Annotated in this window: 13 protein-coding genes; 10 read left to right on the top strand and 3 right to left on the bottom strand. The window is 67.5% G+C overall.

Annotated elements, in window-relative coordinates:
- Nucleotides 1-5: 5 nt before the first annotated feature.
- Together purE and ABIR74_RS09205 are read left to right on the top strand one after the other, a co-directional pair.
- Nucleotides 6-470: a 5-(carboxyamino)imidazole ribonucleotide mutase gene (purE, locus tag ABIR74_RS09200; RefSeq protein WP_348177333.1), complete on the top strand. Its 465-nt coding sequence runs from the start codon at nt 6-8 to the stop codon at nt 468-470.
- A 37-nt stretch (nt 471-507) separates the two neighbouring features.
- Nucleotides 508-1527 (top strand): 5-(carboxyamino)imidazole ribonucleotide synthase, encoded by a 1020-nt coding sequence (locus ABIR74_RS09205; RefSeq protein ID WP_348177307.1) that lies wholly within the window; start codon nt 508-510, stop codon nt 1525-1527.
- 6 nt (nt 1528-1533) lie between these two features.
- Here ABIR74_RS09205 and ABIR74_RS09210 read toward each other — a convergent pair whose 3' ends face one another.
- Together ABIR74_RS09210 and ABIR74_RS09215 are read right to left on the bottom strand one after the other, a co-directional pair.
- The gene (locus ABIR74_RS09210) at nt 1534-2460 is read right to left on the bottom strand and encodes a tyrosine recombinase XerC (RefSeq protein ID WP_348177309.1); all 927 of its coding nucleotides are present in this window, start codon (nt 2458-2460) and stop codon (nt 1534-1536) included.
- Between the two features lie 64 nt (nt 2461-2524).
- Nucleotides 2525-3352, bottom strand: coding sequence for a tyrosine-type recombinase/integrase (locus tag ABIR74_RS09215; RefSeq protein WP_348177311.1), 828 nt, complete (start codon nt 3350-3352; stop codon nt 2525-2527).
- 44 nt (nt 3353-3396) lie between these two features.
- On the opposite strand from ABIR74_RS09215, the gene ABIR74_RS09220 reads away from it, so the two are divergent.
- Together ABIR74_RS09220 and ABIR74_RS09225 are read left to right on the top strand one after the other, a co-directional pair.
- Entirely contained in the window at nt 3397-4005 is a 609-nt protein-coding gene (locus ABIR74_RS09220) for a hypothetical protein (RefSeq protein ID WP_348177313.1), read from the top strand.
- The gene (locus ABIR74_RS09225; protein ID WP_348177315.1) at nt 4002-4670 is read left to right on the top strand and encodes a hypothetical protein; all 669 of its coding nucleotides are present in this window, start codon (nt 4002-4004) and stop codon (nt 4668-4670) included. Before ABIR74_RS09220 ends, ABIR74_RS09225 begins: the two co-directional genes overlap by 4 nt.
- Here ABIR74_RS09225 and ABIR74_RS09230 read toward each other — a convergent pair.
- Complete coding sequence (locus ABIR74_RS09230; protein WP_348177317.1) at nt 4643-5590, bottom strand: acyl-CoA desaturase; 948 nt, start codon at nt 5588-5590, stop codon at nt 4643-4645. The two genes, ABIR74_RS09225 and ABIR74_RS09230, sit on opposite strands and share 28 nt — an antisense overlap.
- A 44-nt stretch (nt 5591-5634) precedes the next feature.
- Between ABIR74_RS09230 and ABIR74_RS09235 the strand changes: the two genes are divergently transcribed.
- The 6 genes from ABIR74_RS09235 to ABIR74_RS09260 all read left to right on the top strand — a co-directional run.
- Nucleotides 5635-6825 (top strand): FAD-dependent oxidoreductase, encoded by a 1191-nt coding sequence (locus ABIR74_RS09235; RefSeq protein WP_348177319.1) that lies wholly within the window; start codon nt 5635-5637, stop codon nt 6823-6825.
- Nucleotides 6822-7568 carry a DUF1365 domain-containing protein gene (locus ABIR74_RS09240; protein ID WP_348177321.1) on the top strand — a complete coding sequence of 249 codons (747 nt, stop codon included), beginning with the start codon at nt 6822-6824 and terminating at the stop codon, nt 7566-7568. The genes ABIR74_RS09235 and ABIR74_RS09240 overlap by 4 nt, the downstream gene beginning before the upstream one ends.
- Nucleotides 7565-8794 (top strand): cyclopropane-fatty-acyl-phospholipid synthase family protein, encoded by a 1230-nt coding sequence (locus ABIR74_RS09245; protein WP_348177323.1) that lies wholly within the window; start codon nt 7565-7567, stop codon nt 8792-8794. Before ABIR74_RS09240 ends, ABIR74_RS09245 begins: the two co-directional genes overlap by 4 nt.
- Nucleotides 8791-9375, top strand: coding sequence for a lysophospholipid acyltransferase family protein (locus ABIR74_RS09250; RefSeq protein WP_348177325.1), 585 nt, complete (start codon nt 8791-8793; stop codon nt 9373-9375). The genes ABIR74_RS09245 and ABIR74_RS09250 overlap by 4 nt, the downstream gene beginning before the upstream one ends.
- Before the next feature lie 52 nt (nt 9376-9427).
- A complete protein-coding gene (locus ABIR74_RS09255) occupies nt 9428-11263 on the top strand; it encodes an ABC transporter ATP-binding protein (protein WP_348177327.1) in 1836 nt (611 codons plus the stop codon).
- A 143-nt stretch (nt 11264-11406) separates the two neighbouring features.
- Nucleotides 11407-11641 (top strand): phosphoenolpyruvate carboxykinase (ATP) (locus ABIR74_RS09260; protein ID WP_348177329.1); only part of this gene is annotated, 235 nt, incomplete at its 3' end.

Consider the following 11641-nt stretch of genomic DNA (forward strand, 5'->3'; position numbering starts at 1 on the left):
TGATCATGGGCTCCCGCTCCGACTGGGAGACGATGCATCACGCTGCCGAAACGCTCGAGGCGCTCGAGATCGAGTTCGAGCAGCGCGTCGTCTCCGCCCACCGTACTCCCGATCTTCTCTTCGAGTACGCCGCGACGGCCGAGGAACGGGGTCTCCGCGTGCTGATCGCCGGTGCGGGCGGCGCCGCCCACCTGCCGGGGATGGCCGCGGCGAAGACTGCGCTACCGGTGCTCGGCGTCCCCGTGGAGTCGAAGACCCTGAAGGGAATGGATTCGTTGCTCTCGATCGTCCAGATGCCCGCCGGCGTCCCCGTCGGGACGCTCGCGATCGGCCGGCCGGGCGCAGTGAACGCGGCCCTGCTCGCGGTGGCAATCCTCGCTCTCGGCGACGCCGGCATCCGCGAACGGCTTGCCGCCTACCGGGCGGCACAGACGCAAGCGGTGCTCGACGGTCACGATCCTACGGCCTGAAGGGCGATGCGTTGATTCTCCTCGGAGTCGTGTGCGCTTGACGCTTGTCGCCTGCATCGGTGGTGGCCAGCTCGGCCGCATGCTCGGGCTCGCCGGGCTTTCGCTCGGGCTCCGGTTCCGATTCCTCGACCCATCTCCGACGGCGCCTGCCGCCGCGGTTGGGGAGCTCGTCGTCGGGGACTTCGACGACGAGGCAGCGCTTACACGTCTCGCGGCGGGAGCGGATGTGGTCACGTATGAGTTCGAGAACGTCGCGGTTGTGTCGGCCGAGCGAGTCAACGCTCTGCCGCCGGCTCGTGCACTCGAGCTCGGACAGGATCGCCTCGTCGAGAAGGAGCTCTTCAAACGGCTCGCGATCCCGAGCGCCCGCTTCGGGACTCTCGCCGAGACCGGCCTGCCGGCGATCGTCAAGTCACGTCGGCTCGGGTACGACGGGAAGGGCCAGCGTCGGGTCGACGCCCTCGAGGAGGCGAGCGCGCACGAGCTGGCGGAGGAGCTCGTTGGCTTCGACCGTGAGCTCTCGATCCTCGGCGTCCGGAGCCGCTCGGGCGAGACGCGCTTCTGGCCGGTGGTCGAGAACCTGCACCGCGCGGGCATCCTCCGTGTCTCGCGCGCTCCGGCGAGCGATGCTCCGCAGGCAGAGGCGGAGGAGTTCGTCGGGCGGCTTCTCGACGAGCTCGGCTACGTCGGTGTAATCGCGCTCGAGCTCTTCGACGTCGGAGGGAAGCTTCTCGCGAACGAGTTCGCACCGCGCGTTCACAACACGGGCCACTGGACGATCGAGGGTGCGACGACGAGCCAGTTCGAGAACCACCTGCGCGCGATCCTCGGGCTCCCGCTCGGGGACACGGACGCGATCGGCCGGTCGGTGATGATCAACCTCATCGGTGGTGCCCCACCTGTCGAGGAGCTGCTTCGGCTGCCCCGTGCCCATGTCCACCTTTACGGCAAGGATCCGCGTCCCGGGCGCAAGATCGGGCACGTCACTCTCGTCGACGCGTCCGAGCCGACGGTCGCGGAGGCGGTCGCACTCATCGAGCGGTTCGCCGACGGGTAGGGCTCGCTAAGCCGGGTCGCCGCGAACGGGCTCCGGAGCCCTCGCGTGCGGATGGGCGGAGAAGTACGTCTCGCGGCGGCGGCGATCGGAGACGTGCGTGTAGCGCTCCGTCGTCGAGAGATCCGCATGGCCCAGCATCTCTTGCACGGAACGGAGATCCGCGCCGCCCTCGAGGAGATGCGTTGCGAAGGAGTGACGCAGAAGATGGGGATGGACGCGCTCCGGTTCGAGGCCGGCCTTCTCTGCAAGCTTGCGGAGGATCATGAAAGCCCCGGCTCGGGTCAGCGCGCCGCCCCGGGCGTTGAGGAAGAGATCAGGACGATACCGTCGGTCGAGGTGGGGGCGACCAAGGGCGAGGTAGCGGCGAACGGCCTCGGCCGCGGGCCGACCGAGCGGAACGATCCGCTCCTTGTCGCCCTTGCCGAGCACGCGCACGATCCGCGCGTCGATGTCGACCGACGTCCGAGCAAGCCCCACCGTCTCCGAGACCCTCAGTCCGGCCCCGTACATCAGCTCGACGAGCGCGCGATCGCGAAGTGATCGGGGCGTCGTCCCGTTGGCGGCCTCGATCAGACGCTCCGACTCGGACGGCGAGAGTGTGCGAGGGAGCTTGCGCGTTCGGCGAGGGGTCGCGACCTCGGCCGCCGGGTTGTCGCGGCGCTGACCAAGAAGCAGCTGATGGCGATAGTACGAGCGTACGGCCGCTACACGGCGACCGATCGTCGACGCTGCGAGGCCGTTGGCGCGCATCTCTGCGACCCATCGGTCGAGATCGTCGGTGGTTGCGGCTCCGATCGGAGCTCGGAGGAACACGGCAGCAGCCGCAAGGTCACGGCTGTAGGCGTCGACCGTGCGCGGTGAGCGCTGCGCGGCCAACAGCAGCAGGTAGCGCTCTACCTCGGGATCGGAGTTCATCTGGTCGGAATGAGTCATCGGGCTGGACCCGATTCGGCGTGCCGCTGGATGCTCCTGCGCGCGGGCACCGTGGCTGCGTGGTTCAGGAGCGAGGATGGCTCGCGTCGTAGACCCGCCGGAGCCGGCGCGCGTCGACGTGGCTGTAGATCTGCGTCGTCGAGAGTGAGGCGTGGCCGAGCAGCTCTTGAATCGTGCGCAGGTCGGCTCCGCCCTCGATCAGGTGCGTCGCGTAGGCATGCCGAAGGCGGTGGGGGTTCTGCATCAGCCTCCGCAGCGTCGACGTGTCGAGGCTGCGACCGCGCACCGAGAGAAAGAGTGCATCGTTCGCGCCGCGGGCGAGTGTGGGTCGGCCGTCGCGGAGGTAGAGGGCGACAGCGTGGGCCGCTCGCTCGCCGAGCGGGACAACGCGTTCCTTCCCTCCCTTGCCGAGGACGTGGACGGCCTCCTGGTCGAAGTCGACATCGGCGAGGTGCAGCCCGACCACCTCGGCGCTGCGAAGGCCGCAGGAGTACGTGAGCTCCAGGATGGCGCTGTTGCGGAGTGATAGCGGCTCGTCCCCACCGACCGCGGCGATCGCTGCTTCGACATCGGCGAGCTTCGGCGCATCGGGGAGGCGCCGCCGCCGCCGGGGAGCGAGGGCGATCTCCGGAACGAGGGCGGCTCCGAGCGTGAACCGCATGTAGGAGCGAACCGCTGCGAGGCGTCGCGCGATCGTCGAGGGGGCGAGGCCGCGGCTGCCGCGGCCGAGCTCGGCGGTGTACTCCGCGAGCGCCTGCACGTCGACGTCGGTCACGGTCCGACCGGAGCGCTGCAGCCAGCCGCTGAAGTCCGCGAGGTCGGCGGCGTAGGCACGGCGGGTAGACTCCGAGAGGCCGGGGCCGGCGAGATAGCGATCGATCGACGTGCTCACCTCCATCCGGTCGAATTCGCCCCCCGCACCGTCCCGCCTGCCCAATGCGCTCCTCCTTCTTCTTTGCAACGCTCCTCGTCGTCGTTGCCTTGGCCGCGCTCGTGTTCGTCCGCAATCCGTTCTACTCGTCACCAACCGGCTCTCGCGGAACCGTCACGCTCGTGGGTGACTCCCTCAACGTCGGCATCGAGCGGTATCTTCCGGACGCTCTGCCCGGATGGAAGATGGTCGCGAACGACGAAGTGGGACGCGTGACGCCCCAGGGCATCGCGGAGCTCGAAGCGAGAACGCCCACGCTCTCGAACTACGTCGTCGTAAGCCTGGGTACGAACGATCCGTCGACGGAGGTAACGGCGTTCCGCAAGGACGTCGCCCGCTTCCTCGGGCTCGTGGGGCCGAATCGGTGTGTCGTGTGGGCAACGATCTGGCGCGATGGGAAACCGAACGACGCGTTCAACGAGGTCCTGCGTGATGCAGCGCGGGCGAACCGGCGCGTGACGCTCGTCGAATGGGCAGAGATGGTCGAACGGAATCCCGAGCTCCTCGCTCCCGACGGGCTCCATGGCAACGAGGAGGGCTACCTCGAGCGCGCCCGTGAGGTGGCGGCCGCCGTCAAGGGCTGTGCCCCGGCTCAGTCGGTGAGTCCCGGGTGACCGGTCCGACTCGCCTTGCGACCGGCGCAGAGATTCGGATCCGGAACGAGGCCGCACCGCTCGCGGTCGTTCTCCTGAACGGTGGCTCCGCACGTGCTGTGCCCGGAACCTGGAGCGCGACGAGTGATCTGCTCTCGACGGAGCTGGCACCGCGGTTCGCGGAGCTCGCCTTTGCCGAGGTGCGCTACCGGATCAAGACATGGAATGAGCTCGACTCGTGTCTGGCCGACGCGCGCGCGGCTCTCGATCTCGTCGACCGGCCGACGCTCCTCGTCGGCTTCTCGATGGGAGGAGCGGTGTCGATCGGGGTCTCGGAGCACCCTTCCGTCGCCGGCGTCCTCGGGCTCGCACCATGGATTCCGGAGCGGCTCTCCCTCGAGGGGCTCGTCGGCAAGAGACTCGACGTCCTGCACGGGTCATGGGATCGCTACCTGCCCGGGATTCCGGGCGTCAGCGCAGCGAGCTCGAGGCGCGGCTTCGATCGCGCCCGAGCGCTCGGCATCGCGGGAACGTACGAGCTGATCGGAGGCGGCCTCCATGGCGCGGCGATCAGACGGCGGTCGGGTGCGCTCCTGAGGCTTCCGCGGGCGCAGGCGTGGATCGACGGAGTTGGAGAGCGACTCGGGTTCTTCGAGGCTCAGGCGAGCCTACGCCGCTCGCGTTGACTCAGCGTCGGCAGGCGGACGTTCCACGCTAGCCCGAGCTTCTCGAGCGACCTGATCGTGAGCCACGCGATGTCGAGCTGAAGTCGGTCGAGCCCGTGGCGGGCGGATGCTGGGAACGCGTGGTGGTTGTTGTGCCAGCCTTCGCCGAACGTCAGCGCGGCGACGACCCAGTTGTTTCGGCTCTCGTCCCGCGAGCGATAGGCGCGCCGCCCGAACATGTGGCAGATCGAGTTGACCGAGAACGTCGCGTGCTGGTACGCGAAGATCCTGATCAACCCGCCCCAGATGAGCACCTCGAGGCCGAGCTTCCAGCTCGCACCGCCGACGGCATACCCGATCGCGAAGGGGATCGCGAACGTGAGGACGACCCACACGAAGTACATGCGATCGATGCGCCGAATCAGCGTGTCGTCGTAGAGATCCTTGCCGTATCGCTCACCGCGCTCCATCCCCTTGAGGTGGAAGAGCCACCCCATGTGAGCATGGAGGAAGCCCTTCACGGCGCCCCGAACGTTCGGGGCGAATCCTGCGTGGGGAGAGTGGGGATCGCCGTCCTGGTCCGACAGTGCGTGGTGCTTGCGGTGATCTGTCACCCACTGGGTCACCGGGCCTTGCAGCGTCATCGACCCGAGGATTGCGAATGCGGCGCGGACAGTCTTCGTCGTTTCGAAGCTGCGATGGGTGAAGAGTCGATGGAACCCGACCGTGGTACCGAGGCCCGTGAGGACGTAGAGCGCGACGAACACGACAATGTCGACCCACGAAAATGCGATCCCCCAGAGCCCGACGGCAACGGCGATAATGCCCAGTGGCGGAACGACGATCGCGACCATCGTCACGACCTGGCTCGCTCGCGTTGTGTGCTCGCGCACGGTCGCGATCTCGACATCCGGCGCGGCGAGATTGACTGCCTCAGACATGATCAGTCATCCAATGCACTGGTCTCGAACGAATCATCGATGAGATGACGATAGCGATCATCGGTACCGGCATCGCCGGGCTCGGGGCAGCGCATGTGCTTTCCGCGCTCCACGACGTGGAGCTGTACGAGGCGAACCCGACGCCAGGAGGACACGTCAACACGATTTCTCACGCCGGCTTCGAGCTCGATACGGGGTTTCTCGTTCACAACGACGTCAACTATCCGAATCTGACGCGGCTCTTCGGCGAGCTCGGCGTTCGGACCCAGGCAGCGGAGATGTCGTTCTCGATGTCGTGCGGTTGCGGTCTTGCGTGGTCGAGCCGCAGACCCTGGAGGGCGGGGCCATCGCTGCTGCGCGAGATCGTCCGATTCTTGCGAACGGCAGGCGACGCCGACGTCGACGGAAAGACCTTCGACCGATTCCTTCTCGACGAAGGCTACTCGGATTCGTTTCGCTGGCACTACCTTGTGCCGATGACCGCCGCGCTCTGGTCGACCGCGCCCGGTGATGCGCTCGAGTTTCCCGCCTCGTCGGGCATTGCCTTCTTTCGCAATCACTCGATGCTCGGCCTGCGCCGACGACGCTGGCGCACGGTCAGCGGCGGCAGCCGCACGTACGTCGCGGCTCTGCTCGACCGTCTCGGCGTGGCCGTGCAGCTCGACGCTCCCGTCCGGTCGGTCGCCCGGACGACTGCTGGCGTTGAGATCCGCTCTGACGACGGCTCCGTGCGCCAGTACGACGGCGTCGTCGTTGCGACCAGCGCCCCTCGCGCGCTTGCGCTCCTCGAGGATCCCTCCCCGGAGGAGCAGGAGATGTTGTCCGCCTTCGAGACCACCGCAAACGAGACAGTTCTTCATACCGACCCTCGATTCGTCCCGGCGAGGCGTTCGGATCGCTCAGCGTGGAACTACCAGTCTCCCGGATGTGGTGTGCTCGCTGAGCGGCCCTCGCTCACTTACTCCCTGAACCGTCTGCAGAAGCTCGAGACCGAGACGGAATACTGCGTGACGCTCAACCGCACCGCCGAGATCGACGGGGCCAGCGTGATCCGCGTGATCGACTACGAGCATCCCCGGATGACGCTCGCGAGCCTCGCCGCCGCCGAGCGGGCGCGCTCCTTCGGGGTCTCGCGGAACACGGCGTTCGCCGGCGCATGGCAGGGAAATGGCTTCCACGAGGACGGTCTAGCCTCTGGGCTCCGGGCAGCCGCGGCCTTCGGGGTGACGTGGTGAGAAGCGCCCTCTACACCGGCAACGTCATGCACGCGCGCCGTGCGCCGCACGACAACGTCTTCAGCTACCCCGTCTACATGGCGTTTCTCGACCTCGACGAGTTGCCGCAGCTCGATCGCTCGCTACGGCTGTTCGGCTGGAACCGTCGGGCGGTCACGAGCTTCCATGACGCGGATCACATCGATATCAGAGCCCTCCTCGCGGAGAACGACATCGATCTCGGTGCCCGTGGCTCCGTCCAGGTTCTCACGAACCTTCGTGTTCTCGGCCATGTCTTCAACCCCGTGTCCTTCTGGTGGTGTCGACACGAGGACGGGACGCTCGCGTGCATCGTGGCCGAGGTCAACAACACGTTCGGTGAGAGGCACCCGTACGTCCTCCTGCCGGGCGAGGGCACCGGCGTTCGCGGTCGCGTGGTCTTCGAGACCGGCAAGCGCCTGCACGTCTCCCCGTTCATGCCGATGGATCAGGCCTATACGTGGTGGTTTTCCGAGCCCGAGGAGCGGCTCAGCGTTCGGATGGACGTTCACGAGAGCGGCAGCCCCGACTTTCACGCCACGCTCACGGCCCGTCGGGTCCCGCTCACGTCGAGGTCGCTGCGCGCTGCTCTCGTGCGCCACCCCCTCATGCCCGCCCGGGTGCTCGGCCTGATCCACTGGCAGGCGCTCCGCCTGTGGGTGAAGCGGACACCATTCCACCGCAAGCCGCCGTACGTTCGCGGACAGGGCTCGATGCGCCCATGAGAATCGCCGCCAATGTCGCCCGCCGCCTCTCCATCCGTGCGCTCTCGGCGCTCGAGGGCGGGGAGGTCGTCCTGCGCTACCCCGATGGCAACGGCCGTCGATTCGGCGATGGGCGCGGGCCGACGATCCTCGTCGAGCTGAGGCGGCCAGACGCCTTCTGGATGAAGCTCGGGACGCGAACGCGCGTCGGCTTCGGAGAGTCGTACGTCGATGGCGACTGGGACTGCGACGACCTCGTCGGGCTGTTCTCCCTCGTCGGCCGCAATCTCGAGACGACCGGTGAGCACCCCACGCTCAAGCGCCTCTACCGCTTACAGGAGCTCCGTCCCGACCGCCGCCCGCGGCAGACGGAGGCCGCAGCGAAGAGCAACATCCTTGCGCACTACGACCTCGGGAACGATCTGTTCGCGCTGATGCTCGATTCGACGATGGCGTATTCGTGCGCGTACTGGGAACGCCCGGGAATGACGCTCGAGGAGGCGCAGCGCGCGAAGGTGCGGCATGTCTGCGAGAAGCTCGGCCTCGGCCCCGACGACCACGTACTCGAGATCGGTTGCGGCTGGGGTGGCTTCGCGATCCAGGCTGCGACCGAGTACGGCTGCCGGGTAACGGGCCTGACGCTGTCCCCGAGCCAGGCCAGCCTCGCGCGCGAGCGCGTCATGGCAGCAGGGCTCTCGGAGACGGTCGAGATCCGCGAGCAGGACTACCGGGTCACCGAAGGTCCGTTCACGAAAATCGCGTCGATCGAGATGTTCGAGGCGATCGGACTCGCCGAGTACGCGAACTACTTCTCGGCGATCGATCGGCTTCTCACGCGGGGCGGCCTCGCGTGCATCCAGACGATCGGCGTGCCGGATTGGCGCTTCGAGCGCTACCGCCGCCGACCCGACTGGATCCAGCAGACGATCTTCCCCGGCTCGCTCCTCCCGTCGCTCGAGTCGATCGCGAAGGCGGTCGCCAGGACGCAGCTCCAGATAAACGGGGTCGAGGAGATCGGCTTCGGGTACGCCCGCACCCTGCGCGAGTGGCGGGAGAACGTCGATCGCAACGTCGATCGGATCCGGTCGCTCGGCTACGACGAACGGTTCCTCCGCCTCTGGCACTTCTACCTCACCTACTGCGAGGCGGGCTTCGCTATACGCTCGCTCCGGGACATGCAGATCGTGCTCAGCCATTCCGCGAACGACGCGCTACCCGAGTTTCCTCGTCGCGGGCCGGGATATTGAGCTACGAGGCGTACCGGCGCCCGCTGACGCCGGTCGTTCGGGCCGCTTACCGGCTCGAGGTGCGTGGGATCGAACGCGTCCCGGCGGACGGATCTCTCGTCGTCGTCGCGAACCACGAATCGATTCTCGATCCCTTCATCCTCTCGGCGTCCATCCCGCGGCCGATCCGCTATCTCGCCAAGTCCGAGCTGTGGAACGTGCCCCTGCTTCCCTGGTGGCTCGCGAGCGTCGAGGCGATCCCCGTCGAGCGCGGGAAGAGCGACGTCGCTGCGATCGCCCAGGCGATCGCAGCGCTCGAGGCCGGCGAGGTCGTTGGCCTTTTTCCCGAGGGTGGCGTGATGCGTCGCGAGGGGCCGTGGCTGCGCGGGGCCGCACGGATGGCGCTCGCGACGGGCACACCGATCCTCCCCGTCCGCCTGCTCGAAACGCGCCGGGCGCTCGGGAGCCGCAGCTTCGGCTTCCCCCGGCTTGCCGCGCTGATCGGGGAGCCGATTTCCGTGTCACGTACCGCCCCGACGCCAGAGCTCGCCCGTGAGCTCACCGATCTCCTTCAGGAGGTCGTCGAGGAGCTCGGCACGTAGCCCGTTGGCTCCCCATCGACCTGGCCTGAGGCCCGGCAGGCACTCTAGGGAGATGCCTGGTCGCCGTTTCGGAGCAGACACGATCGCCGAGCCGCCCGAACGGCCCGCCGATCCGGCGGTGCGCAGCGCGAACCTGCGCCGAATCTTCCCGCTCTTCCGCGCGTACCGCCGCCAACTCGCGGTCGTCTTCACCCTGATCATCTTCTCTGCCGCGCTCGGTGTGATCCCGTCGTTCCTACTCGTCGGCGTTCTCGATACCGCGATCCCCGAGAACGACGTGCGCCTGCTCACCCTTCTCGTCGCGGGAATGATCCTGATCCCGATCGTCACGGGCGCGATCGGCGTCTACCAGACGCTGCTCTCGAATCGGGTTGGCCAGGCGGTCATGCACGACCTGCGCACGTCGGTCTACCGACATCTGCAGCGGCTCTCACTCGCGTTTTTCACCCGCACGCGGACGGGTGACGTGCAGAGCCGGATCGCGAACGACATCGGTGGCATCGACACCGTCGTCACCTCCACAGCAACGTCGGTGCTGTCGAACGTAACGACTGTGATCGCCACCATCGTCGCGATGGTGCTGCTCGACTGGCGGCTCGCCGTCTTCGCGTTGATCCTGCTGCCCTTCTTCGTCTGGCTGACGAAGCGGGTTGGGGCCCAGCGCAAGAAGGTCACCGCGGAGCGCCAGGTATCGCTCGCCGACGTCTCGTCGATCGTGCAGGAGTCGCTTTCCGTCTCGGGCATCCTGCTCGGCAAGACGATGGGGCGCTCCGGCGATCTTGCTGATCGGTTCTCCACCGAATCGCTTCGCCTCGCTGATCTCGAGGTGCGAAGCCGGATGACGGGCCGCTGGATGATGGCCGCGATCCAGATGACGTTCGCTGTGATGCCGGCGCTCGTCTACTGGTTCGCCGGGTGGTCGCAGGCGCGCGGCAGCTCCGTGATCAGCATCGGCGTCCTCGTCGCGTTCACGACCCTGCAGACGCGGCTCTTCTTCCCGATCGGCAGCCTCCTCGGCGTTCAGCTCGAGGTGCAGAGCTCGCTCGCCCTCTTCGACCGCATCTTCGAGTACCTCGACCAACCGATCGACATCATCGAGGGCGCGCGGACGCTCGATCGCCCAAGGGGCGACGTCACGTTCGATCGTGTCTGCTTCCGCTATGACGAGGACGCCTGGACGCTGAAGGACGTCTCGTTCGCGGTCCCGGCCGGAACGAAGACGGCGCTCGTCGGCGAGACCGGCTCGGGCAAGACGACGTGTGGCTACCTGGTCGCGCGCCTCTACGACGCGACCCAGGGCACCGTCTCGATCGACGGTATCGACGTGCGCGAGCTCACGTTCGAGTCGCTCGCCGCAGCGGTCGGCGTCGTCTCGCAGGAGACCTACCTCTTCCACTCGACCGTTCGCGAGAACCTTCGTTTCGCGAAGCCGGATGCGACCGACGACGAGGTGGAGGAGGCGGCGCGTGCTGCACAGATTCACGAACTGATCGATTCGCTGCCGGACGGTTACGAGACCGTGGTCGGCGAGCGCGGGCACCGCTTCTCGGGTGGCGAGCGGCAGAGGATGGCGATCGCGAGAACCGTACTCCGCAATCCTCCGATCCTCGTGCTCGACGAGGCTACCTCGGCACTCGACACGCAAACGGAGCGGCTCGTGCAAGAGGCGCTCGAGCGCCTTGCCGAGGGGCGAACGACGATCGCGATTGCACATCGCCTCTCGACCGTGCGTGACGCGGATCAGATCGTGGTTCTCGACGCGGGCGGTGTTGCGGAGGCCGGCCCCCACCACGAGCTCCTTGCTGCGGGAGCGCGCTACGCCCTGCTCGTGGCGCGCGACGAGAACGTCGAACCGGAGTCGCAGGGCGCCGTCGCAGGAATCGCCTGAGGTCATCTCTGGGCGGGTTCTGACATGTCAGGATCACCGGTCATGCAGCCCCGAGCGTGCGTACCATACGCGCGTCGCGCGGAGAATCGACGCGCTGCGACCCCTATCCGACTCCCACCGACACTCCCGCTGGAGGCGCTGAAATGACCACGATCTCGACCGGAGCTAAAGGCAGCCTCGATCGGCACGGCCTCGACCCCGCGGCAGCAGTGATCTGGCAGCCGTCGACTGCGCAACTGTACGAGCACGCAATCCGGCGCGGCGACGGGCGCATCGCACACGGCGGGCCGCTCGCGGTCGACACCGGGAAGTTCACCGGGAGGTCGCCGAAGGACAAGTTCATCGTTTCCGAGCCCGGTTCCGACGCCAGGATCTGGT

It is taken from the genome of Gaiella sp. (genome assembly GCF_039915195.1).
GTDB lineage: Bacteria > Actinomycetota > Thermoleophilia > Gaiellales > Gaiellaceae > Gaiella.